At 63.0% G+C, this 24241-nt stretch carries 22 protein-coding genes and 1 pseudogene; 5 read left to right on the forward strand and 18 right to left on the reverse strand.

Annotation, left to right across the window (positions count from 1 at the left end):
* Positions 1–28 precede the first annotated feature (28 nt).
* Together AC0L2K_RS18900 and grpE are read right to left on the reverse strand one after the other, a co-directional pair.
* Complete coding sequence (locus tag AC0L2K_RS18900) at positions 29–661, reverse strand: trimeric intracellular cation channel family protein (protein WP_023797432.1); 633 nt, start codon at positions 659–661, stop codon at positions 29–31.
* A 119-nt stretch (positions 662–780) separates the two neighbouring features.
* Positions 781–1416, reverse strand: a complete 636-nt coding sequence (gene grpE / locus AC0L2K_RS18905; RefSeq protein WP_091595557.1) for a nucleotide exchange factor GrpE — start codon at positions 1414–1416, stop codon at positions 781–783.
* 239 nt (positions 1417–1655) lie between these two features.
* Here grpE and AC0L2K_RS18910 point away from each other — a divergent pair, with 239 nt between their 5' ends.
* Complete coding sequence (locus AC0L2K_RS18910) at positions 1656–1889, forward strand: hypothetical protein (protein ID WP_023797430.1); 234 nt, start codon at positions 1656–1658, stop codon at positions 1887–1889.
* A gap of 134 nt (positions 1890–2023) precedes the next feature.
* Positions 2024–3046 carry a fatty acid desaturase gene (locus AC0L2K_RS18915; protein WP_128171074.1) on the forward strand — a complete coding sequence of 341 codons (1023 nt, stop codon included), beginning with the start codon at positions 2024–2026 and terminating at the stop codon, positions 3044–3046.
* Positions 3047–3186: 140 nt separating this feature from the next.
* Here the strand turns inward: AC0L2K_RS18915 and AC0L2K_RS18920 are convergent, their stop codons facing one another.
* The 6 genes from AC0L2K_RS18920 to cysG all read right to left on the reverse strand — a co-directional run bounded on the left by AC0L2K_RS18920 (position 3187) and on the right by cysG (position 8877).
* Positions 3187–3807, reverse strand: coding sequence for a DJ-1/PfpI family protein (locus AC0L2K_RS18920; RefSeq protein ID WP_473532031.1), 621 nt, complete (start codon positions 3805–3807; stop codon positions 3187–3189).
* Positions 3808–3941: 134 nt separating this feature from the next.
* Entirely contained in the window at positions 3942–4478 is a 537-nt protein-coding gene (locus tag AC0L2K_RS18925) for a DUF934 domain-containing protein (RefSeq protein WP_473532032.1), read from the reverse strand.
* A gap of 188 nt (positions 4479–4666) precedes the next feature.
* Positions 4667–5431, reverse strand: a complete 765-nt coding sequence (locus tag AC0L2K_RS18930; protein WP_128173486.1) for a phosphoadenylyl-sulfate reductase — start codon at positions 5429–5431, stop codon at positions 4667–4669.
* A complete protein-coding gene (locus tag AC0L2K_RS18935) occupies positions 5406–7076 on the reverse strand; it encodes a nitrite/sulfite reductase (protein ID WP_023797425.1) in 1671 nt (556 codons plus the stop codon). The genes AC0L2K_RS18930 and AC0L2K_RS18935 overlap by 26 nt, the downstream gene beginning before the upstream one ends.
* A 47-nt stretch (positions 7077–7123) precedes the next feature.
* On the reverse strand, positions 7124–7429 hold the full coding sequence (locus AC0L2K_RS18940; RefSeq protein ID WP_023797424.1) for a DUF2849 domain-containing protein: 306 nt from the start codon (positions 7427–7429) through the stop codon (positions 7124–7126).
* Positions 7426–8877: a siroheme synthase CysG gene (gene cysG, locus AC0L2K_RS18945; protein WP_473532033.1), complete on the reverse strand. Its 1452-nt coding sequence runs from the start codon at positions 8875–8877 to the stop codon at positions 7426–7428. Before cysG ends, AC0L2K_RS18940 begins: the two co-directional genes overlap by 4 nt.
* 437 nt (positions 8878–9314) lie before the next feature.
* Here cysG and AC0L2K_RS18950 point away from each other — a divergent pair, with 437 nt between their 5' ends.
* A complete protein-coding gene (locus AC0L2K_RS18950) occupies positions 9315–9764 on the forward strand; it encodes a baeRF12 domain-containing protein (protein WP_027153079.1) in 450 nt (149 codons plus the stop codon).
* 198 nt (positions 9765–9962) lie between these two features.
* Positions 9963–11731: pseudogene (locus tag AC0L2K_RS18955) on the forward strand (cation:proton antiporter domain-containing protein).
* A gap of 66 nt (positions 11732–11797) precedes the next feature.
* Here the strand turns inward: AC0L2K_RS18955 and AC0L2K_RS18960 are convergent.
* The 8 genes from AC0L2K_RS18960 to AC0L2K_RS18995 all read right to left on the reverse strand — a co-directional run bounded on the left by AC0L2K_RS18960 (position 11798) and on the right by AC0L2K_RS18995 (position 18905).
* On the reverse strand, positions 11798–12550 hold the full coding sequence (locus tag AC0L2K_RS18960; protein ID WP_027153080.1) for an SDR family NAD(P)-dependent oxidoreductase: 753 nt from the start codon (positions 12548–12550) through the stop codon (positions 11798–11800).
* Between the two features lie 104 nt (positions 12551–12654).
* Complete coding sequence (locus AC0L2K_RS18965) at positions 12655–14907, reverse strand: transglycosylase domain-containing protein (protein ID WP_473532034.1); 2253 nt, start codon at positions 14905–14907, stop codon at positions 12655–12657.
* A 450-nt stretch (positions 14908–15357) separates the two neighbouring features.
* On the reverse strand, positions 15358–15747 hold the full coding sequence (locus AC0L2K_RS18970) for a hypothetical protein (protein ID WP_023797418.1): 390 nt from the start codon (positions 15745–15747) through the stop codon (positions 15358–15360).
* A 207-nt stretch (positions 15748–15954) separates the two neighbouring features.
* Positions 15955–16101, reverse strand: coding sequence for a hypothetical protein (locus AC0L2K_RS18975; protein WP_023797417.1), 147 nt, complete (start codon positions 16099–16101; stop codon positions 15955–15957).
* Between the two features lie 26 nt (positions 16102–16127).
* Positions 16128–16382 carry a GlsB/YeaQ/YmgE family stress response membrane protein gene (locus AC0L2K_RS18980; protein ID WP_023797416.1) on the reverse strand — a complete coding sequence of 85 codons (255 nt, stop codon included), beginning with the start codon at positions 16380–16382 and terminating at the stop codon, positions 16128–16130.
* 105 nt (positions 16383–16487) lie between these two features.
* Positions 16488–16736 (reverse strand): hypothetical protein, encoded by a 249-nt coding sequence (locus tag AC0L2K_RS18985; RefSeq protein WP_473532035.1) that lies wholly within the window; start codon positions 16734–16736, stop codon positions 16488–16490.
* Positions 16737–16787: 51 nt separating this feature from the next.
* The gene (locus tag AC0L2K_RS18990; RefSeq protein ID WP_023797414.1) at positions 16788–17408 is read right to left on the reverse strand and encodes a ribonuclease D; all 621 of its coding nucleotides are present in this window, start codon (positions 17406–17408) and stop codon (positions 16788–16790) included.
* 111 nt (positions 17409–17519) lie between these two features.
* Complete coding sequence (locus AC0L2K_RS18995) at positions 17520–18905, reverse strand: M20/M25/M40 family metallo-hydrolase (RefSeq protein WP_473532036.1); 1386 nt, start codon at positions 18903–18905, stop codon at positions 17520–17522.
* Between the two features lie 403 nt (positions 18906–19308).
* On the opposite strand from AC0L2K_RS18995, the gene polA reads away from it, so the two are divergent.
* On the forward strand, positions 19309–22275 hold the full coding sequence (gene polA, locus AC0L2K_RS19000; RefSeq protein WP_473532037.1) for a DNA polymerase I: 2967 nt from the start codon (positions 19309–19311) through the stop codon (positions 22273–22275).
* A 252-nt stretch (positions 22276–22527) separates the two neighbouring features.
* On the opposite strand, the gene AC0L2K_RS19005 is transcribed toward polA, so the two are convergent.
* Both AC0L2K_RS19005 and mgrA read right to left on the reverse strand, forming a co-directional pair.
* Complete coding sequence (locus AC0L2K_RS19005; RefSeq protein ID WP_023797411.1) at positions 22528–22932, reverse strand: Fur family transcriptional regulator; 405 nt, start codon at positions 22930–22932, stop codon at positions 22528–22530.
* Positions 22933–23117: 185 nt separating this feature from the next.
* On the reverse strand, positions 23118–24164 hold the full coding sequence (gene mgrA / locus AC0L2K_RS19010; protein WP_473532038.1) for an L-glyceraldehyde 3-phosphate reductase: 1047 nt from the start codon (positions 24162–24164) through the stop codon (positions 23118–23120).
* Between the last annotated feature and the right edge of the window lie 77 nt (positions 24165–24241).

Genomic DNA, 24241 nt, shown 5'->3' on the forward strand with positions numbered 1-24241 from the left:
TTGTCCCTATTCGCTACTCGCCCTCATTTCACGGAATATCTTCCGGCCGCCGGCCGGGCCGGCTCTTGTAGGACGGAAAGGCCCAGCCGAACTTAAGCGCGCCGCCACGCACGCAGAAAGCGGCTATGAAGCCCACCAGGCCCGAGGCGAGCGGCGGCAGTCCGGCGAGATCGCCTGTTGTAAACAGGATGGCGCCCGCAAGGGCGGCGGTGACATAGATTTCTGGTCTCAAGAGCACCGAAGCCTCACCGGCCAGCAGGTCGCGCAAGATCCCGCCGAACGTGGCGGTGAGCACGCCGGTAACAACGGACACGACCGGCGAGCCGGTGATGGCCAGGCCCTTGGCGGCACCCATCACGGAAAACGCGGCGAGGCCGACGGCGTCGAGCCAGAGCAGTAATTTCCAGCGGGATTCGAGACGGTGCGCCCCGAAAAAGACAAGCATCGCCACCACCGCGCAGATCAGCACATAGCCAGAGTTGGTAACCCAGAAGACCGGCAGATTGAGGATGACGTCACGAAACGTGCCACCGCCGATGCCGGTGACGCTGGCCAGGAACAGAAAGCCGATGATGTCGAGCTGCTTGCGCGAAGCGGCCAGCGCACCGGTCGCCGCGAAGACGGCGACACCGGCATAGTCGAGAAGCTCGATCGGGTTCAAGGGCATAGCGGAGTAGGAGAGCGGGTGAATAGGGATGTATGAATAGCACGAAGCCGTACGATTGGTACGGCTCCTTTACCCTACTGCCCCTACTGCTCCTACTGCCCTATTCCCTTAACTTACGCATCCTTCTCAGCTTGCTCATTCACCGGCCCTGGCTCGACCGGCGCTTCGCTTGCCACATGCTTGGGACCGCCCTTGGCAACCCCGACCATGGCCGGCCGCAACACCCGCTCACCGATCGAATAGCCTGGCTGCACGACCTGGACCACCGTGTTGGCCGGCACCTCCGGATTGGGCACCTCGAACATCGCCTGATGGAAATTCGGGTCGAATTTCTCGCCTTCCGGCTCGAGCTTCTTCACTCCGTGCCGCTCGAGCGCCGATAGCATGGCGCGCTCGGTGAGCTCGACGCCCTCGATCAGTGACTTCAAACCGGCATCACCTGACGCCTTGGACTCAGCCGGGATCGCATCCAGTGCGCGGCGCAGATTGTCCGATACCGACAGCATGTCACGGGCGAAATTGGCAACCGCATAGGCGCGTGCATCGTGCACGTCACGGGCGGTACGGCGGCGCAGATTCTCCATCTCGGCTGCGACGCGGAGCGCGCGGTCCTTCAACTCGTCGTTTTCCTTCAGCAGCCGCACAAGCGCTTCATAGTCGCCGTCGGCGCTGCCTTGCGTGTGTTCGGTGGCAGCCCCGGCCGTCTCGGCTTCATCGGGCGCGCGTTCGTCTTTTGCCTGGTCGCTCATCGCCGTTTCCCGTCATTTCAAATGATGTGGATTTTGTGCCCGATATCGAGGTTTGGCGGCCAAAAATCAAGGGGCAAGCGATACTGGACAGGCCGCTCGCGCTTTTGACGACGCATCATGGGGACCTTTCGATATTAATTCAAATTTTACTGTAACCACCGGCTTTGCTTGCCAAGATGCTGCGATAGGGGAACCATTCGTCTGCTGGAAGAGTTTCGAAACCGACACAGGATTTTGAGATGGCGACCCGCAACGACGGCGACCGTAAGAATGGCGCCCCCAACGATGACGAAAGACGTGAAAGGCTGGCGGCCGGCATCAGGCGCCAGTTCGGCACCGAGGCAACGATGCACTTTCTGCGCGCGTTGCCGGCGTTCCGGACGGAGAACGACATTCCCGATCGTTTCAGGGAATTGCTTGACCGCCTGGACGGCATCGAAAGCAGCGTAGCCGCCGGTGGCAACCGGCGATAGACAACACACACGCCTGTCGCTGCGCGCCATTGGCATGCCTTTTGCCGCAGCTTGCGCGTCGCGCGACAATTACCCGCAGTAACTTTGCGTGATGCCTGGCTTGCGGCGACGAAATGGTCCGTCTATGCTTCCTGATGAACATGATTTCCCCCGAAGCTGTAGCGAACAGCAAGCGTGCCTGGTTGAAGATCCTGGCGCGCTACAAGAAACCTGACAGGCGGCGCAGCGCCGTCGAACTTGCCATCACCCTCATCCCCTTTGCCACGCTGTGGGCACTGTCCTCGGCTGCCTATGCCTATGGCCATTGGTGGGGTCTGATCCTCATCCTTCCGGCCGCCGGCTTTCTGGTGCGGATCTTCATGATCCAGCACGATTGCGGCCACGGCTCGTTCTTCGCCAATCGCACCGCCGACGACTGGATCGGCCGCGGGCTGGGCATCCTGACCTTGACGCCTTACGATTGCTGGCGGCGTGCCCACGCAACCCATCACGCCAGCGCCGGCAATCTCGATGAGCGCGGCACGGGCGACATCAGGACGCTGACTGTCGCGGAATATCGGCAAATGTCCTGGCGGGGCCGCCTTGCCTATCGCCTCTACCGCCATCCGCTCGTCATGTTCGGCCTCGGCCCTATTTGGCTATTCATCTTTGAACAGAGACTGCCAGTCGGCATGATGCGAGGCGGCCTCACGCCCTGGGTGTCGTCGATGGCCACCAACGCGGCCATCGCGGTCGCCGCCGCCGCCCTTGTCTGGTTCGTCGGCCTCGAAGCGTTCCTGGTTGTCCACTTGCCCATCGTCGTTCTCGCCGGCTCCGCCGGCATCTGGCTGTTCTACGTCCAGCACCAGTTCGAGGAGACCGAGTGGGCAAAGGACTCCGAATGGGAGTTCCAGCATGCGGCCCTGCACGGCTCGTCCTATTATGACCTGCCGCCGGTGCTGAACTGGTTCACCGGCAATATCGGCGTCCATCACGTGCATCACCTCTCAGCCAAGGTGCCGTGCTATCGGCTCCAGGAGGTCCTGAGGGACTATCCGGAACTGCGCGAAATCGGCCGCGTCACGCTTCTCGACAGCCTGCGCTGCGTCAAGCTGGCGCTGTGGGATGAGAGCCGCAGCAAGCTGGTGTCGTTTCGCGAAGCGCGGATGACTGCGTAAAAGCATCACCCGAAAATCGAAATCGATTTTCGGAAGGATCATGCGCAGAATCAAGTTCTACAGCGTCCTTTGCGCGTCCCAAAAGGACGCGGCGCTGTAGAGCCGCCGCACCACAGGTGCGGCGGTTTCCAAGGCCCGACTCAAGCCGCCTTGCGTTCCTCGCGCATCAGGATCTCGCCGTGGTGGATCTCGGTGCCAAGCACTTTCAGGCATTCGCGCATGAAGGCGGCCAGCCCCGGCCAGCCCTTGGCCGACACCAGATTGCCGTCGACATGGGCGCCGGTCGGCGCGACATCGATGTAGGTGCCGCCAGCGAGCGTGACTTCCGGCTCGCAATACTGCAGCGCCGCGACTTCCCTGCCACGCAGCACGCCGTCGACCGCCATCAGGATCTGCGCGCCGTGGCAAATGGTGAAGATCGGCTTGCCGGTCTCGTGGAAATGCCGCACCAGCGCCTGCACGCGCTTGTCGATGCGGATATATTCCGGCCCGCGCCCGCCTGCCGCATAGACGGCATCGTATTCAGCCGGATTGACCTCGGAAAACGTCTTGTTGAGGATGTAGTCGTGGCCGAGCTTTTCCGTATAGGTCTGGTGACCCTCGAAGTCGTGCAGCGACGTCTTCAGGATATCGCCTGCCTTCTTGTCGGGACACACGACATGCACGGTGTGGCCGACCGCATGCATGGCCTGTTCAAAGACGAAAATCTCGTATTCCTCGCTGAACTCGCCAACGAGCATCAATATCTTCTTACCAGCCATTCCCGGTTCCTCCCTTGGTGGCGAATTATTTCGGATCACGAAATAATAGGCCGTATCTTAAGGGGCGGATGCCGAAAATAAAAGATTGAATCGGCAAAGTGGTCCGACCAGATGCGACTTGCTCGGTGGGGAGATCAACCGGTGCGCACCCGCCGCCAGGAATATTTGGGGCCTTTGGCCTCCGGCTTCACGGTCGGCTGGTAGGACAGCGGCAGACCGCCGGTGCGGCCTTCCTCGAGCCGTTTCAGCAACACTGGATTTGTTACTTCGAACTCGTCGAAGCCGAGGCGCAGCATATGCGGAAGCTGGTCGACCAGAACCTGTCCGGTGGCGCGGACCGCGCCCTCGAAACGGTAGCGGCTGCGCAGCAGTTCGCCCTTGGAGAAGGAGCGGCCGTCACTGAAAGCCGGGAAGGCCAGCGCCACCAGCGATATCTGGTCGAGCAGGTCCGCGATCTTTTCGAGCTGATCGCCGGGCTGAAGCAGCACGCCGAGGCGCTCCTTCGCCGACCGGCGCACCGCCGGATCGAGGTCGAGAAACACCTGCAGCGGCAGGATGAAGCGGCCATTGCCGGACAGTGCGTCGGCGCTCTCGGCATGACTCCACTCGTCCTCGCTAAAACCTGTCGGGGTCCAGAGGCGGGTGGCGTTTTTCACTATCGATTCACTCATCGAGAAATTCCCAAGTCCCCAAAATTCTAAAGTTGAAAACGCTCGAGGGTGTGTTGAGATTCAGGACAGGCCGAGCCGAGAATGGTGGCTTCCGAGAACCGGAGCGGAGCGTACTTTGGGTACGTGAGCACCGGAAGCGCAGGAAGCCGCCATTCGCAAGGCCAGCCTCACCTGAATATCGACATACCCTAAAGCGATGCGTCGGTCAGCGACTTCTCCAGCCCCGACAAATGGATGCCGCACTCTGTCTTGGCGTGCCCCACCCAGCGGCCGCTGCGTGCATCCTCGCCCGGCTGCACCGGCTGCGTGCACGGGAAGCAGCCTATCGATAGATAGCCATAGGCGACCAGTGGATTCTCACGCAGCGCATGCGCGCGCATATAGTTGGCCTGGTCTGATGTCGTCCAATGCGCCAGCGGATTGATGCGGATGCGCGAGCCGACCGCTTCGAACACCGGCAGGGATGCTCGCGTCGTCGCCTGAAAACGCTTGCGGCCGGTGAACCAGGCGCGGAACGGCTCGACGCCGCGCGCCAGCGGCTCGACCTTGCGAACACCGCAGCAGGCGTCGGTGTCGGTTTCGTTCAGATTACCGGCCGGATCGATCCGTTCGAGCGCCGCTTCTTCGGGCGTGATCACCCTGATATCGGTCAGCCCGAAATCGGCAACCAGCGCGTCGCGATAGCCGAGCGTCTCCTCGAAGTGCTTGCCGGTGTCGAGGAAGATGACCGGCAGCGTCCGGTCGATCTTGGCGATCATGTGCAGAAGCACTGCAGAATCCGCCCCGAACGACGAAACTGCGGCGATTTCACCGTGAAAGAATTCCCGGGCCGACCGCTCGATGATCTCCAGCGGCTTCAGATGACCATAGAGCGCATCGAGCCCCGCCGCTTCGGCGGCGATGCCGGCCTCGGCGTCGACAATACGATCAAGCGGCCTTGGCTTCGCCAGCATAGAGCGCCTCCTTGAACGGCGCGGGACCGACACGGCGGTAGGCGTCGATGAATTTTTCGTTTCTGTCGAGCCGGAGGCCGAGATAGGTCTCGACGATCTGCTCGATGGCGTCGGTGATCTCTGCCGAGCTGAAGCCGCGGCCGATGATCTCGCCGACCGAGGTGTTCTCGTCGGCCGAGCCGCCGAGCGTCACCTGGTAGAGTTCGGCGCCCTTCTTCTCGACGCCGAGGATGCCGATATGGCCGACATGGTGATGGCCGCAGGCATTGATGCAGCCGGAAATCTTCAGCTTCAGTTCGCCGATCTCGCGCTGCCGCTCTAGCGAAGCGAAACGACGCGAGATTTCCTGCGCCACCGGAATCGAGCGCGCCGTGGCCAGCGCGCAATAGTCGAGGCCCGGGCACGAGATGATGTCTGATATCAGGTTGGAATTGGCCGTCGCCAGTCCGATGTCGACCAGCGCGTCATAGACCGCCTTGAGGTCGGCCCGCGCGACATGCGGCAGGATCAGGTTCTGCTCATGGCTGACGCGCAGCTCGTCGAAAGCATATTTTTCGGCAAGGTCGGCGACCGCTTCCATCTGGCTGTCGGAGGCGTCGCCCGGCGCTTCGCCAATGGCCTTGAGCGAGATGGTCACGGCGGCATAATCGGGGTGACGGTGGGTCACCACGTTCTGGTCGAGCCACTCCGAAAAGCTCTTCGAATCGAGGCGGGCGAGCTTGACGGCCTCGTCGCCTTCCGGCCGTTCGACCAGCGCCGGTGGTGCGAAATAGGCATCGATGGTGCGGATGTCGGCTTCCGGCAGTTTTAGATCCGCATCCTTCAGCTGCTGCCATTCGGCCTCGACCTGGCGGGTGATCTCCTCGACGCCGGTCTCGTGGACGAGGATCTTGATGCGCGCCTTGTATTTGTTGTCGCGGCGGCCGTAGAGGTTGTAAACGCGCAGGATCGCCGTGCAATAGGACAGAAGGTCGGCCTCGGGCAGGAAGTCGCGGATCTTCTTGGCGATCATCGGCGTACGGCCCTGGCCGCCGCCGACATAGACGGCGAAACCGAGTTCGCCGGCAGCGTTCTTCTTCAAATGCAGGCCGATGTCATGCGTCTGGATGGCGGCGCGGTCGCGCTCCGCGCCGGTCACCGCGATCTTGAATTTTCTCGGGAGGAACGAGAATTCCGGATGCACCGACGACCATTGGCGCAGGATTTCCGCATAGGGACGCGGATCGGCCACCTCGTCGGCGGCGGCACCGGCAAAGTGGTCGGCGGTGACGTTGCGGATGCAGTTGCCGCTGGTCTGGATGGCGTGCATCTCGACGCTCGCCAGATCGGCCAGGATCGCCGGAATGTCCGACAGCGCCGGCCAGTTGAACTGGATGTTCTGGCGCGTCGTGAAATGGCCGTAGCCCTTGTCGTATTTGCGGGCGATGTGGCCAAGCATGCGCAACTGCTTGCTGTTCAGCGTGCCGTAAGGCACCGCGATGCGCAGCATGTAGGCGTGCAACTGCAGGTAGACGCCATTCATCAGCCGCAGCGGCCGGAACTGATCCTCGGTGATCTCGCCGGCAAGCCGCCGCGCGACCTGATCGCTGAACTCGGCGACGCGGGCCTGGACGAAATCGTGATCGAACTCATCGTAACGGTACATGTCTGGTCTTTCCGGGCGCGTCCGCCCGTTGTCTTCAATGTGGTCGTTTACGCCGCCCGGGCGGCTACCGGGCGGGCCTGCTTGCCCAGGTCGTTGCGGTTGGTCGGGCCGGCGGCGCGGATCTTTTCGCGCAGCCGGACCGGCTCGACGACACCATTGGCGACGGTCACGTCGATCAGATTGACGTCGACCACTTCATTATTGGCAGAGGCCGTGGCGCCGATCGCCTCCAGCCGGTCTTCAGCCGCCTTGTCATAGGCGACATCGGCATTGTCGATGGTCTCGGCCCAGCCGCCATTGGCGTACCAGACGGCTTCGCCGTCGGCGAGGCGGTTTGCAGTCAGGACTTTCATCGTTCAGCTCCTTCGGCGGCAGTTTGGGCCGCGCCTTCATGCCTGTGTGCCGCCAGCGGCTCGGAACGTTCAAAATTGGCGCCGGCAACCGCATCGCCGATGATGGTCATGACCGGACCGGTAAGGTCGGCGCGAATCTCCAGCGACGGCAGGTCGGCGAGCGTGCCGTGGAAACGGCGGCGGTTGGCAAGGCTGGCATTCTCGACCACGGCGACCGCCGTATCCGGCGACAGGCCGGCCTCGATCAGCCGGCCGGCAACCTCGGCGGCGACCGAGCGGCCCATATAGACGGCGACCGTGGCGCCAGAAATGGCGAGCTTGGCCCAGTCGGGCAGCGAATTTCCCTTGAGGTCGTGGCCGGTGGTGAACACCATCGACGACGACACGCCGCGCAGCGTCAGCGGCAGCTCGAAATCGGCGGCGGCGGCGAAGGCCGCGGTGACGCCCGGAACCACCTCATAGGCGATGCCGGCATCGCGCAGCGCTGCCATTTCCTCGCCCGCCCGGCCGAACACCAGCGGATCGCCGGATTTCAGCCGCACGACCCGCTTGCCGTCGCGGCCGAGCTCGATCAGCAGCGCATTGACCTCGGCCTGGCTCTTGGTGTGGCAGCCCTTGCGTTTGCCTACCGGCAGACGCTCGGCGTCGCGACGGCCCATGGCGACGATCGCCTCCGGCACCAGCGCATCATAGACGATGACATCGGCTTCCATCAGCAGCCGGTGGGCGCGCAGCGTCAGCAGGTCTTCGGCGCCGGGACCCGCGCCAACCAGGGCAATGTGACCCGATGCCGGCGCGTTCGAAAGCAACAGGTCGACGGCGGCACCGTGCGCCTGCGAAAGCTGGCCAGCCTCCATGGCGCGGGCCGGCGCGCCGCCGAAAAACTCGCTCCAGAAGCGGCGGCGGGCATTGCCTTTCGGCAGCAATCTCTCAACAGTGCCGCGCAACGAGGCAGCAAGCGAAGCAAGCGGCCCGAGCGACGGCGACAGCATGCGGTCGATGCGGCTGCGCAGCATCTGGGCAAGCACCGGTCCGGCCCCTTCCGTGCCGATGGCAATGGCGACCGGCGCGCGGTTGACCAGCGCCGGGGTGAAGAAATCGCACAGCTCCGGCCGGTCGACGGCATTGACCGGAATGCCCAGCCGGCGCGCATCCTCGGCAACGCGGCGGTCAAGCGCCTCGTTGCCGCTGGCAGCAAACACCATCACCGCGCCTTCGAGATGCGCGGCCTCATAGGCGGCAGCGATGTGGACGGCGCCATTCGCGGCGATGAAGGCCAGCAAATCATGCTCGGGGGCATCGGCTATGATGCGCAAGACGGCGCTCGACTGGCCGATCAGCCGCGCCTTGGCCAGAGCCTCCTCGCCGCCGCCGACGATGGCCACAGCTTCGCCAGCAACCCGCATAAAGACGGGAAAGGCGTTGAGCTTGGCGGGGGCCTGCGGCATACGAGCGGAATCCTGAATACGCTGTCGGTTTTACGCGCGGGCGCGAAAAAACAGAAGGAACGCACTCGCGCATCGCTTCGTGCGAAGCAATCGCTTTTCCGCAAGCACCAGAGGCAGGAGAAAAAAATTCCACACCCACGAGTGGAGCGGATCCAAGCCGCTGTTGCGAGCCTTGATCTGCGGCCGTTCTAGCGACAAGCGAGAGATATTACAAAAGACTTTTTTCTAAATTCTACCAATCTAGTAGATTAAAGCCGACATGCGCTGAGCACCGTCATCCCCGTTGGTTGGCTTGCTCGCCGTGCTTGTCGTCACCGGAACATTCCTGCCTCGGCGCGCGTTTGCCTGTGCGAATCCGAGCCTGGCTGTCCAGCTGCGGCAATGGCTCCAGAGACGGGGCCTGGAAAACCATGAAAAACAGAAAAAGGAGCGCTCCGGTGAACAACCTCAAGCTGAAACGCGGACTGTGGGTCGTGGTCGCCGACGGCGAGAAGGCACTGTTCCTCGAGAACCGCGGCGACACCCAATATCCCGACCTTCAGGTCGTGCAGGAGATGGAACAGGAAAATCCGGCAACGCGAGAGCAAGGTTCGGACCGCCCGGGTCGGTACAGCGACGGCCCATCCGTCCACCGCAGCGCAGTCGAGGACACTGACTGGCATCGCCTCGGCAAGGAGCGTTTCGCCGACGAAGTTGCCGAGCGGCTGTACAAGCTCGCGCATCGCGGCGCCTTCAAGGAGATGGTGCTGATCGCACCGCCGCAGGTACTGGGTGACATGCGTCGAAAACTGCACAAGGAAGTTGCCGAGAAAATCACAGCGGAAATTCCCAAGACGCTGACCAACCACACCATCGTCGACATCGAAAACCTGCTGCAGGCCGCCTGATCGGGCATCAGGCGCGCAGGCCATCTCGTTTTAGCAGCAACCATTGCCAGCCCGAGGCGACCCGCCTTCTGCCACCCTTGTCGTCGATCCATGGCATTTGCGGGTTGCCGCGCGGCCATCCGGGCCGCCATATTGCAAGGCGGCTGCTTCGGGCGGTGCATTTCCGACATCGTAATTTTGAAAGGCGCTCCATAGACAATGCCGCATGACACGCCGCTTATCGCCACCATCGTCGCCGGTTTGGGGCTGGCTTTCGTCTTCGGCGCAATTGCCAATCGCTTCCGCATCCCGCCGCTGGTCGGTTACCTCGTCGCCGGCGTCCTGGTCGGGCCGAACACGCCGGGCTTCGTCGCCGATACCGGCCTCGCCAATGAACTGGCCGAAATCGGCGTGATCCTGTTGATGTTCGGCGTCGGCCTGCATTTCTCGCTGAAGGACTTGTTGTCGGTCCGCGCCATCGCCGGGCCCGGCGCCATCGTGCAGATCGGCTTCGCGACGGCGCTCGGCGCCGGCCTTGCCTGGATGCTCGGCTGGTCGATGGGCGCGGGGCTGGTGTTCGGGCTGGCGCTTTCCGTCGCCTCGACCGTTGTGCTGCTGCGTGCCTTGCAGGAGCGGCGGCTGATCGAGACCGAGCGCGGCCGCATCGCCGTCGGCTGGCTGATTGTCGAGGATCTGGCCATGGTGCTGGCGCTGGTATTGCTGCCGGCGTTGGCCGGCGTGCTGGGTGGCCAGCAGCAAGTGGAGAGCCATAGCAGTCTGCTGTCGCTGCCGGCGAGCTTCGGCGTCTGGGGCATCGTCGGCATGACGTTGGCCAAGGTCGCGGCCTTTGTCGTCGTTATGCTGGTGGTCGGCCGCCGGGTCATCCCCTGGATCCTGCACTACGTCGCCCATACCGGGTCGCGTGAATTGTTCCGGCTGGCGGTGCTGGCCATCGCGCTCGGGGTCGCCTTCGGCGCGGCCAAGCTATTCGGCGTCTCGCTGGCGCTGGGCGCGTTCTTTGCCGGATGATCATGAGCGAATCCGAACTCAGCCATCGGGCGGCCGAGGAATCGCTGCCGCTCCGCGACGCCTTTTCCGTGCTGTTCTTCGTTTCGGTCGGCATGCTGTTCGACCCGTTCAGCCTGGTCAGCAATGGCTGGCCGATCTTGGCGACGCTGGCCATCATCGTCATCGGCAAATCGCTGGCCGCCTTCGTCATCGTCGTCGCCTTCCGTTATCCGATCGCGACCGCGTTGATGATTTCGGCAAGCCTGGCCCAGATCGGCGAATTCTCCTTCATTCTGGCCGAGCTCGGCGTCGGGCTGAAGCTGCTGCCCGAACAAGGACGCGACCTCATCCTCGCCGGTGCTATCCTGTCGATCGTCCTCAACCCGCTGATGTTCCTTGCCGTCGACTGGATGAAACCATGGCTGGAGAGGCGCGCCGGCAAGGCGGCGTCGCTCGATGAGGCAAAGCCGATCGGCCCCGCGACGGAGCCAGGCCAGTTGGCTTCGGTTGCGGCACCTGTGAAAGAGGATGGCCCGCCGCCCAGGACACCGCTTACCGGCCACTCCATCCTGGTCGGCTATGGCCGTGTCGGCAGCCTCGTCGGCGCGTCCTTGAAGAAGGCCGCCCTGCCCTTCCTCGTCATCGAGGATGCCGACAAGACGCTGGCGAAGCTCAGGGACGATGGCATCGAAACCGTGTCATGCAACGCCGCGAATAGCGAGGTGTTCGCCGCAGCCAATCCCGAGGGCGCGAAGCGGCTGATCCTCGCCATCCCCAACGCCTTCGAGGCGGGACAGATCGTGCTGCGCGCCCGCGCCGCCAACCCGAAGATCAACGTCATCGCCCGCGCCCACTCCGATGCCGAGGTCGAGCATCTCAAGGGCCTCGGAGCCGATACGGTCATCATGGGCGAGCGTGAGATCGCGCGTGGGATCGTGGAAGAGGTTTTGGCGGCACCGAAAGCGCCTTCAGCAGCCTAAGCCGGCGCCGCCCCTCACCCTTACCCTCTCCCCGTGAAGAACTAGAGAGGGTAAGGGTGAAAAAGCTCACACGTGCTGGCCGCCATTGATGTGGATTTCCGAGCCCGTCACATAGGAAGCCTGCTGCGAGCACAGGAAGAATATGATGTCGGCGACTTCGGCCGTGGTTCCCAGCCGCCGTAGCGGAATCGTCTCGACGATCTTTTCCGTGCCCGGTGACAGGATCGCCGTGTCGATCTCGCCGGGTGCGATGGCGTTGACGCGGATGCCGTGCGGGCCGAAATCATGCGCCATTTCGCGCGTCAGCGAGCCGAGCGCGGCCTTCGACGTCGCATAGGCGGTGCCGGCGAAGGGGTGCACGCGGGTACCGGCGATCGAGGTGACGTTGACGATCGAGCCTTTGGCCGACGCCAATTCCCTGAACAATCCCCGCGCCAGCATGATCGGTGCGAAGAAGTTGACCTGGAACACGTCGCGCCAGACATGCATCGGCGTGTCGATCGAATTCATGCGGCTGTTGCCGTCCTTGAGCTTCGGCGAGATGCCGGCATTGTTGACCAGCGCATGGAGCTGGCCGCCATGCGCTTCCAGCCGATGGCGGATTTCCGAGATCGCGATGCCGACATCCTCCTGGTCGGCGAGATCGACCTTGATGTGGTCTTCCGGACCGGCCGGCCACGGGCAGTCTTCGGCAAAGGCCTGGCGCGAGCAGGTGATGACGCGCCAGCCTTCACGCGAAAAGCGCTTGACTGTGGCATGGCCGATGCCGCGGCTGGCGCCGGTCAGCACGATGGTCTTTCTGGTGTCGGTCTCAGCCATTTCGCGATCTCTCTAGGGCGACGTGCGTCCCTTTGGACGCACAAAGTACGCTCTAGCACTTTTAAATCGCAGATGTAGCGGAACACGGCAGTGATGACGAGGGGTCAGCCGCCGGTGAGGATGTCGAGGATCGAGGTCTGCCGCTTCTTGACCGGGCCGCCGACATCGGCGGGCGGCACCGGGCGCTTGATCGATGCGGTGGTGCCGCCACCGCCCGGCATGCCGAAGCCGCCGGCATCGACCGTTTCGGCGGGACGCACAGCGCGAGGCGGCGACGCTTTTTGGGCGGACGGCGCGGATTGGCCAACCGAAGCGGACGGCACCGGCGCCGGTTGCGCCGTGTTGGGCGGTAATTCGTCCTGCACGATCGTATCGGCAGGCGTCGACCGCCATGTCCCGGGCAGCGGCCGCACCGGCACGCCTTCGTGCGCGGCGACCATGAATTCATGCCAGGCCTGCGCCGGCAGCGCGCCGCCGGTAACCTTCTTCATCGGACCGCCATCGTCATTGCCGAACCAGACTCCGGTGGTGAGATTGGCGGTATAGCCGATGAACCAGGCGTCGCGCGAATTCTGGCTGGTGCCGGTCTTGCCGGCGGCCGGCCAGGCAAAGGCCGCCTTCCTGGCAGTGCCGATTTCAACGGTGCCCATCATCATAGAGTTCATCATGCCGACGATCTCGGGCTTGATGACGCGCGGGGCGCCGCCATTGTTGTCGTAGAGCACCTTGCCGCCGGCTGTCGTCACGCGGCGGATGAAATGGACATCCGGCCGGTAGCCGCCATTGGCGAAGGGGACATAGGCCGACGTCAGTTCCAGCGGTGTCACTTCGGAGGTGCCGAGCGCGATCGAGGTGTTGGCCGTGAGGTCGGACTGGACACCCATGCGATGCGCCGCCTCGACGACCGCGTCAGGCCCGACTTCCATGGTCAGCTGGGCGGCCACCGAGTTCAGTGACTTCGCCAGCGCCGTCGCCAGCGTCACCTTGCCGAAATACTTGCCGCCGTAATTGGTGGGCGTCCATTTGCCAATTTTGATCGGCGCGTCATTGCGCACGCTGTCGGGCGTGCGGCCGGCTTCCAGCGCCGCCATGTAAACAAAGGGCTTGAACGCCGAGCCGGGCTGGCGGCGCGCCTCCGAGGCGCGGTCGAACTGGCTGGTCGAATAATCATAGCCGCCGACCATGGCGCGTACCGCGCCGGAATTGTCGATCGACACCAGCACGCCCTGGCTGGCATTGAGCTTTTTGCCGCTGCCGTCGATCAGCCGGCGGATCGATTGTTCGGCGAGCTTCTGCAGCGTCAGGTCGACGGTGGCGTCGACGATGATGTCGCCGCGCACGTCGCCGATCAGGTCGGGCAGTTCTTCCACGATGGCGTCGGCGACGTAGTTTTCCGAGCCCGTCCAGTAGGATGCCACCCGCGACGCCGGCGCGCTCATCGCCGTGGTCAGTTCCTTGGCGCTGATCTTGCCTTCGTCGCGCATGGCGGCGAGAACAAGCTGCGAGCGCCGCTCGGCGGCCTTCGGGTCACGCGCCGGAGACAGTCGCGACGGCGCTTTCAACAGGCCGGCGAGGAGCGCGGCCTCCGGCAACGTGACGTCGCGCGCGCTCTTGCCGAAATAGCGGCGCGAGGCCGCTTCGACACCATAGGCGCCGGAGCCGAAATAGACCCGGTTGAGATACATTTCGAGGATCTGGTCCTTGGTGTGCTTGTGCTCGAGCCAGAGCGCCAGAAGCACTTCCTGCACCTTGCGTTCCAGCGTGCGATCGGGTGTCAGGAACAGGTTTTTCGCCAATTGCTGGGTCAGCGTCGAGCCGCCCTGCGAAAAACGCCCGCCGACAACGTTGGCCACCATGGCTCTGGACAGACCGATCGGGTCGATGCCCAAATGCGAATAGAAGCGGCGATCTTCGATGGCGATGACGGCCTCGGGAATATAGGTCGACATTTCATGCAGGCCGACGGCTTCGCCGCCGCTCATGCCGCGATTGGCGAGCAGTTTTCCGTCGACCGAGACGATCCTGATATTGGGCGCGCGGTCGGGGATGGCCCAGGTGGTGGCCGCCGGCATTTTCGCGCCGTAATAGACGACGATGCCGGCGGCGGCGATTCCGCCCCAGATGGCCAGCACGAAGCACCAGTAGGCCAGCCGGCCGAGCACGCCGAACAGGCCGCGCCGGCTTTTGCCGCGCCCGCGACGCGACGGTTTTGTCCTGGCCGATTGGCGCTTTGCAGAGGTGTTGCGGTTGCTCGGCACGACGCGATCCTCCTCGCTCACCGAAAAACCGGCCGAGGATTTCGCCCGCGGCGGTCCCTCGAAGCTCGGTTCGATGCGGCTGTCTCTGCGGTTCGCCATGCGCTGAGCTGTCTGTCCCGATGCCTATCGCATCGGCCCGAAACTCGCAATTTTCGGGCCGATGCGAAGCTTCAAAGTCGTAGAGCGCACTCTGTGCGTCCGAACGGACGCACGTCGCTCCATGGCGTTCGGGGTGAAGAGTAGATGCGGCGATTTAAGGGCGGGTTAAATGGTTCAAAGTTAGTGCAATGCGTTACGGCACGTCACCGCTCCGTTCCTTGCTCCTGGCGGTCGGCAACAATGGCGTCTATCGCGAGACGGCGGAGCGTTCTCGCATTTCGGCATCAACTGCCCAGCCGCAGTCGTTCGGCGCGGACCGCCAATAGCAAGGTAGCCGCAATCTATGCTCGTCATTAGAGCGCGATCGGTAAAGTGCGTTCGATCGCGCTCTAACCCATTTAATCTACGCATGACCTTGTTACCAAAGTTACGCGTACTGGGGATCATGCGTTAGCCAATCGCAGCACGAACGGAAAGCGCTGCCCAGGATGATTGCATCGTCTCGCCCACATGGCAGTAGCAGACAATTTCGTGGAGCTCATCGTCGGTCAATTCGAAGAAACGCTTTGCTTCGCCATAAGTATCGTCTTTCAGCCCCTCATCGCGCAGGACCGAATCCTCGAAGGCAACCGATATTGGCGAGCCTTCGCCACGCATAATGTCGCGCTCGGGTGACGAACGATATTCGGTCCCGATAAGTGCGGTGAGGAGTCGGTTGGGCTGCCGTTCAAGAAGTTTTGACCAACGTTCGAGACGCTGGGTTCGGTCCATTGCAGGAGGTGTTGGGTCTCTGTGTACCTTTGCCACCGTATGCAGTTGGTCCAGTGTTTGGTGCCTCATGGCAACCTCCTAATAGTAGGTGGGTTGGCCCCAAACTCCCTGTACCAAGATCATACCGCGAATGTGTCGATACGTCACTCTCATTCCATATCCGGCTTGGCTTCTATCCGGGTGCATCGAAGGATGGAGCGGCCCCTGCCTTATCGTCAATTTTCGGCCTGATAGGGTTAGATCATCGGCACCTCTGCCGTGCCACGCCAACGCCGCTCAGTTCTGCTGGATCGAAATGCCTTTGTCGTCGATCTTGAGTTCCACGCCCTCCGGCCTGGTTTGCTCGCGATAGACATAGATGCCGAGCGCGATGACCACGACGACGAGCGCGCCGATGACGAGATAGAGCATGTTCTGTTTCATGGCGCGCCTTGATGTGCTTCGCAGGATCAGGCCTGCTTCACCAGCTTGATCAGCACGAGCAGGATCACCGCGCCGATCGTGGCGTGGATAATGGAGGCAAGTATGCCACCGCCTATGGCGAATCCCAGCCTTGGGAAGAGCAAGCCGGCTATCAAGGCGCCGACGATGCCGACGACGATATTGCCGATCAGGCCGAGGCCGAAACCCTTGACGATCAAGCCGGCGAGCCAGCCGGCGATGGCGCCGATGATGATGAAGACAAGCAGGCTCTCAGTACCCATTGCAGATCCCTCCCGAGCGAATGGTCGCGGAGCGGAAAGCTCCGAATCGACCTCCGATTGCAACAGGTCCAACCTATTGGAAAGAAGCCGGCGCCGCCAGCGGCGTCATTCGCCGTCGTCATCCCCGGATGCAGGCCGCCAGCTGATCGGCTCGATCTTTCTTTGCGTATGACCGTCCGTATAGGCCCACCAGCCGGTGTCGTTCTCGTCCCAGTCGCCGCCGGCCGCTTTCAGCCGGTCGAGCGACCTGTACTGCGCGATGGATTCGTTCATCACCCCGTCGCTGTCCTTCCAGTAGACGGTGAGCTTGGAGCCATCCCTGGGTGCTGTTTCGATTGGTTTTCTGGCAGCCATTTCATCCCCTCCATCGATCGATAGAACGTCGAGGCGAACGCCTGGTTCCACTTAGCTGTGGGCGAAGATGTCTGCCTCATCCCAGCCCATCAGGTCGAGTTTCGCACGCGTCGGCAGGAAGCGGAAGCAGGCCTCGGCCTCCTTGGTCCGGTTGTCGCGCGCCAGCCGCATCGTCAGCACATCGCGCAGCTGGTGCAGGTAAAGCACGTCGGAGGCTGCGTATTCGAGTTGTTCGGGCGACAGTGTCTCCGCCGCCCAGTCCGACGATTGCTGCGCCTTCGACAGGCTGACGCCGAGAAGCTCAAAACAAATGTCCTTCAGCCCGTGCCGGTCGGTGTAGGTTCGGGTCAGCCGCGAGGCGATCTTGGTGCAAAACACCGGCTCTGGCATGACGCCGAAGGCGTTGTAGAGGACGGCGAGATCGAAACGGCCGAAATGGAACAGCTTGGTTATGCTGCGGTTCCTGAGCAGGCTGACGAGGTTTGGCGCCTTCTTCTGGCCGGGCGCGATCTGGATGACGTCGGCGGAACCGTCGCCCGGCGAGATCTGCACCACGCAAAGCCGGTCGCGATGCGGATTGAGCCCCAGCGTCTCCGTGTCGATCGCGACCGCCCCGACGTCGTAGTGCAAGAGCCCGGGCAGGTCGTTCTTGTGGAAGCGGATATCGCTCATCGTCTTCTCCGGTCGCGGCCCATTCGTGCGTCCAACTGGGCGCGGCGTCGCTCTATCCCGTCCTCGCCGCGATCCGATGAAAAATCAACAGAAAGTTGCAGTCTGGCCCTCTCAGCGTGTCAGCGCGTCGAGAATGCGCGCCCACGAGCGCTGGCCCTTGTGGAAGGAACTCATCTCGTATTTCTCGTTCGGCGAATGGATGCGGTCATCGTCGAGCCCGAAACCGACAAGCAAGGATTCGATGCCGAGATAAGTCTGGAAATCGCCGACCACCGGGATCGAGCCGCCGCTTCCCGTGGTCACCGCCGGCTTCGGCCACTCGTCGGACAGCGCGTCCTTGGCCTTGGCAAGAAATGGCGAGTCGTAGGAAAGCTGGATCGCCGGCGAGCCGCCATGCGGGTGGAAATCGACTGAGCAGTCGGCCGGGATGCGCTCCCTGACGAAGGCCTGGAAAGCGGCGCGGATCTTTTCCGGGTTCTGCTTGTGGACGAGGCGGAAGGACACTTTTGCCGAGGCTTCCGCCGCGATCACCGTCTTGAACCCTTTGCCGGTATAGCCACCTATAATGCCGTTGAACTCGGCAGTCGGCCGCGCCCAGGTGAGTTCGAGCACCGAGCGGCCGTGTTCGCCGGAAGGGATCGACAGGCCGACGGGCCCAAGGAACGTCTCAGCGGTCTCGCCGAGCGCCTCCCACGACTTCAGGATCTGCGAAGGCGTCTCCTCGACACCGTCATAGAAACCGGGAATGGTGACGCGGCCGTCCTTGTCGTGGATGTCGGCCAGGATCCTGGCCAGGATGCGAATCGGATTGGCGGCAGCACCGCCGTAGAGACCGGAATGCAGGTCGCGGTCGGCGGCTTTCACCGTGATCTCCTCGCCGACCAGACCGCGCAGCGCGACGCAGATCGACGGCGTATCGCGGTCCCACATGCCGGTGTCGCAGACGAGCGCGAAGTCGGCCTTGAGTTCGGCCGCATTTGCCTCGAGGAACGGCTTCAGCGATGGCGAGCCGGACTCCTCCTCGCCCTCGAACAGAATTGTGATGCGGCACGGCAGCCCGCCATGCACCTGCTTCCAGGCGCGGCAAGCCCCGACGAAGGTCATCAACTGCCCCTTGTCGTCGGCCGAACCACGTCCCGTGATCACCTGGCGGCCGGGCTCGATCTGCTTTACCGAAGGTGCGAACGGATCGCTTTCCCAGAGCTCGATCGGGTCGACCGGCTGCACGTCGTAATGGCCATAGAACAGGACATGCGGCGCGCCTGCCGGCCCGTCATGGTGCGCCACCACCATCGGATGGCCTGGCGTGTCTCGCACGCTGGCGTCGAAGCCGATCAGCTCGAGCTCAGCCACCAGCCATTCCGCCGCCTTGCGGCAGTCTGCGGCATAGGATGGATCGGTGGAGATCGACTTGACCCTGAGCAGGCCAAACAGGCGCTCCAGGCCCTCGTCGAGATTTTTGTCGAGGCGGTCGAGGACGGGAGAAATTCTGGACATTTTATCAAGCCTTTCGATTCTGAGCGGCAACCCTAAAGCTGCGAGGCAGAAACGAAAAGCCGGCGGTCGTTGGACCACGGGCACCGAAAGGCAAAAAAATGCCGCCGTGGTGGAGGGGGAACCACGGCGGCCTTTACTCGAAACGATGCGGCAGCCCGGAGAGGGGGGATAGGCTGCCGCAAGTGTCCGGGATAGGCGGGGGACGGGCCTTGCTCCGGACCTCGGCGAAAAATGCCGATGGCATTTATCTGTGTCTCCGAACGTGGCGATTCAAGGGCACGAAGATTACACTTTCGTAACATACCCGTGATCGGATCGACGTGTCAGGGATGTTGCCGGAACCGGTGGTTGAGGCCGCCTTTGGCATGGACCACGAAGCCGCGCCGCGCTATCCCTTCGTCCCATGAAAAAAGGCGATCATCTTTTCCTTGTCGACGGCTCCGGCTACATCTTCCGTGCCTATCACGCGCTACCGCCACTGACCCGCAAATCCGATGGGCTGCCGACCAGTGCCGTGCTCGGCTTCTGCAACATGGTGTGGAAACTGACGCAGGATGCCCGCAACACCGATGTCGGCATCGTGCCGACGCATTTCGCCGTCATCTTCGACTATTCGTCGAAAACCTTCCGCAACGACCTCTACCCCGAATACAAGGCCAACCGCTCGGCACCGCCGGAAGATCTGATCCCGCAGTTCGGCCTGATCCGCCAGGCGACCAGGGCCTTCAACCTGCCCTGCCTCGAGACGGAAGGCTACGAGGCCGACGACCTGATCGCCACCTATTGCCGGCTTGCCTGCGAAGCCGTCGCCGACACCACCATCATCTCCTCCGACAAGGATCTGATGCAGCTGGTCGGCCCTTCGGTCGCCATGTACGACCCGATGAAGGACCGCCAGATCGGCGTTCCCGAGGTGATCGAGAAATGGGGCGTGTCGCCGGAAAAAATGATCGACCTGCAGGCGCTGACCGGCGATTCGGTCGACAATGTGCCGGGCGTGCCCGGCATCGGGCCGAAGACGGCGGCGCAATTGCTGGAACAGTTCGGCGATCTCGATACGCTGCTCGCCCGTGCCACCGAGATCAAGCAGGACAAGCGCCGCGAATCGATCATCGCCAATGCCGACAAGGCGCGCATCTCGCGTGAACTGGTGACGCTGAAGAACGACGTGCCGTTGAACGGCGGGCTCGATGATTTCGTGTTGCACCCGCCCGACGGACCAAGGCTGATCGGCTTCCTCAAGACGATGGAATTCTCCTCGCTGACCCGCCGCGTGGCGGAAGCAACCGGAACAGAAGCGGCTGACGTCAAGGCCATGCCCGTCATTATCGAGCGCGCCGACACCGCGCATGGTCCCGATATGGGGTTTGGCGTGCCGGGCGCCGCCGAAAGCGTGGCAGGTACAGTGACGGACGAAGCCGGGGAAGCGGTGCCGGCCACCGTCAAGGTGGAACCCAAGCAAGGCGACACCCCATCGCTTCTCTCGGCGCTTCGCTTCGAGGACGCCACCGCCAGCAAGATCGACACCAGCGCCTACGTCTCCATCCGCGACACTGAAGTATTGAAGGCATGGGTGGCCGTGGCGATGGAGGCCGGCATCGTCGGCTTCGACACCGAGACCAATTCAGCCGATCCGATGCAGGCCGAGTTGATCGGCCTGTCCATAGCCACTGCGCCCGGTCGCGCCGCCTATGTGCCGCTCGCCCACAAACGCGGCAATGGCGACCTGCTCGGCGGCGGAGTGGTCGAAAACCAGATTCCGATCCGTGAGGCGCTTGCCATCCTGAAGCCGTTGCTGGAGGACAGGTCGGTTCTCAAGATCGTTCAGGAGCTGAAATACGACATCGTCGTCATGAGCCGCCACGGCATCGATATCGCCCCCTTCGACGACACCATGCTGATTTCCTACGTGCTCGACGCAGGCACGTCCGGCGGCCACAGCATGGCGGCTCTGTCGGAAAAGTGGCTCGGCCACTCGACCATTGCCCTCAAGGAACTGGCCGGCTCTGGAAGAAGCTTCGTCGGCTTCGACCAGGTCGACATCGACAAGGCAACGGCCTATGCCGCGGAGCACGCCGATGTGACGCTCAGGCTCTGGCGGGTGCTGAAGCCGCGGCTTGCCGCCAAGGGCCTCGTCTCGGTCTACGAGCGGCTGGAACGGCCGCTGGTGCCGGTTCTGGCAAGGATGGAGCAGCGCGGCATCTCCGTCGACCGGCAGATCCTGTCGCGGCTCTCCGGCGAACTGGCACAGGGCGCCGCGCGGCTGGAGGACGAGATCTACCAGCTCGTCGGCGAGCGCATCAATATCGGCTCGCCAAAACAGCTCGGCGACATCCTGTTCGGCAGGATGGGCCTGCCCGGCGGCTCCAAGACCAAGACCGGCCAATGGTCGACCTCGGCGCAGCTCCTGGAAGACCTCGCCGCAGAGGGCCACGAACTGCCGCGCAAGATCGTCGACTGGCGCCAGCTGACCAAATTGAAATCGACCTATACCGATGCGCTGCCCGGTTTCGTCCATCCCGATACGAAGCGCGTCCACACCTCATACGCGCTTGCCGCAACGACGACGGGCCGGCTGTCGTCCTCCGATCCCAATTTGCAGAACATTCCGGTACGCACCGTCGAGGGGCGAAAGATCCGGACGGCGTTCATCGCCGACAAGGGCAACAAGCTGGTTTCCGCCGACTACAGCCAGATCGAGCTGCGCGTGCTCGCCCATGTCGCCGAGATCCCGCAGCTCAAGCAGGCGTTTGCCGACGGCGCCGACATCCACGCCATCACCGCCTCGGAGATGTTCAACGTGCCGGTCGAGGGCATGCCCTCGGAGGTACGCCGCCGCGCCAAGGCGATCAATTTTGGCATCATCTACGGCATTTCCGCCTTTGGCCTGGCCAACCAGCTGTCGATCCCGCGCGAAGAGGCCGGCGCCTACATCAAGAAATACTTCGAACGCTTCCCCGGCATCCGCGATTATATCGACGCGACCAAGGCCTATGCCCGCGAATACGGCTATGTCGAAACGATCTTCGGCCGCCGCATCCACTACCCGGAGATACGGTCGTCGAACCCGTCGGTCCGTGCCTTCAACGAGCGCGCCTCGATCAACGCCCGGCTGCAGGGCACCGCGGCCGACATCATCCGCCGCGCCATGATCCGCATGGACGAAGCGCTGGAAAAGGCGAAGCTGTCCGCCCGCATGCTGCTGCAAGTGCATGACGAACTGGTCTTCGAGACGGCTGAAGCGGAGGTCGAGGCGACGATCCCCGTCGTGCGTCATGTGATGGAGAACGCCGCGATGCCGGCGGTGTCGATGTCGGTGCCGCTGCACGTCGACGCCCGCGCCGCCGACAATTGGGAAGAGGCGCATTAGGGCCTCATGCGGATGTCCGCGGCCGACCAGTTGCAATCTGTAGCGATCCTTCGCGCCCCCCTCTGTCCTGCCGGACATCTCCCCCACGAGGGGGGAGATTGGCAGCTTCGGCGCTGCAACCATCTTGCTCCGTTGGAGATTGGCGAAAGCCGGGATAATGGCCAATCCCCCCGTGTGGGGGAGATGTCCGGCAGGACAGAGGGGGGCGCTGTCCCTCCGGCTTCCACCGCTAGGTCACGGCACAACCGGCCCTTAAGCCGCCTCGGCCAGGCATTTGGCACAGGTCCCGCGAAACTCGATCACCGCCTTCTTGGCGGCGAAGCCGGTCGAGCGTACCCATTCGTCGAGCCGGTGCCCGACATCATGGTCGGAGAATTCGGTCACCTGCCCGCATGTGTCGCAGATGGCAAAGGCGGTCATCGAATGGCTGTGGTCGTGCGGCTCGGCGCAGGCGACAAAGGAATTGAGGCTTTCGAGCCGGTGCACGAAGCCGGACTTCACCAGCGTGTCGAGCGCGCGATAGACCTGCAGGGGGGCGCGAAAACCCCGATCGCGAAGCTGGTCAAGCAATGTATAGGCGCTGAGCGGCCCGCTGGCGGCCTCGAGTTTCTCGAGCACGCACAACTGGTTCTTCGTCAGCACATCCCTTGCCGCCATGATCCTGTTTCCAACCCGTTTTGCGCCGGTTGCTCGTCATTTTCCGCATGCAAGCGGCTTCAATTCTCTCCAGATAGCGACGAACCGGCCTTTTTGCTACTGTTTCTGTGTCGGCATGGCCCAGAAGCCGGCCAACTCCGAGGCATTGTTTGGCTATGCCAATCGATGCAAACCTGAAGTGATTGTCACTTCCGTGGCGGACCCTTGCGCTCGGCGGAGGCGGCCCACAGATTGATGTCGGCCTCGCGCGCGTAGGTGTCGATTTCGGCGAGTTCGGCATCGCTGAAATCGAGCGCCTTCAGCGCGCCGACGCAATCCTCGACCTGTTCCGGCCGGCTGGCGCCGATCAGCGCCGAGGTCACCCGGCCTTTGCGCAGCACCCAGGCCAGCGCCATCTGCGCCAGCGTCTGGCCGCGTCGGCCGGCGATGACGTTCAGCGCCTTGATGTTGACGATGGTCTTGTCGTTGATGAAGGCCGGCCGCAGCGACTTGCCCTGGCTGGCGCGGCTGCCCTCAGGGATGCCGCCGAGATATTTGTCGGTCAGCATGCCTTGCGCCAGCGGCGTGAACACGATTGAGCCGACGCCGAGCCCCTCCAGCGTGTCGAGCAGACCATCGTCCTCGACCCAGCGGTTGAGCATCGAATAGCTCGGCTGATGGATGATGCAAGGCGTGCCGAGTTGCTTCAATATGTCGGCGGCCTCGCGTGTGCGCTGCGAATTGTAGGAGGAGATGCCGGCATAAAGCGCCTTGCCCGAGCGCACCGCGTGATCGAGCGCGCCCATCGTTTCTTCCAGCGGAGTATCAGGGTCGAAGCGGTGCGAATAAAAGATGTCGACATAGTCGAGCCCCATCCGCTTCAGGCTCTGATCGAGGCTGGCCAGCACATATTTGCGCCCGCCCCACTCGCCATAGGGTCCGGCCCACATCTCATACCCGGCCTTGGTCGAGATGATCAGCTCGTCACGAAAAGAGGAGAAATCCGTCCGCAGGATTTCGCCGAAAGCCGTCTCCGCCGAACCGGGCGGCGGCCCGTAATTGTTGGCGAGGTCGAAATGCGTGATGCCGAGATCGAAGGCCTTGCGCGCGATCGCCTGCTTGGTCCGGTGCGGCGTGTCGTCACCGAAATTGTGCCAGAGCCCGAGCGAGATCGCTGGCAATTTCAGGCCGGATCGCCCGCAGCGATTGTAGACCATGTTCTCGTAACGGTTTTCGGCGGGCACATAGGGCATGGGAGATCCTCAAATCAAAAGCGAGCCCGGCAGTTGCCACCGCGATAAAGTGTGAGTCGGCTCTGCCTCTCACCCTT

It is taken from the genome of Mesorhizobium sp. WSM4817 (assembly GCF_055811135.1).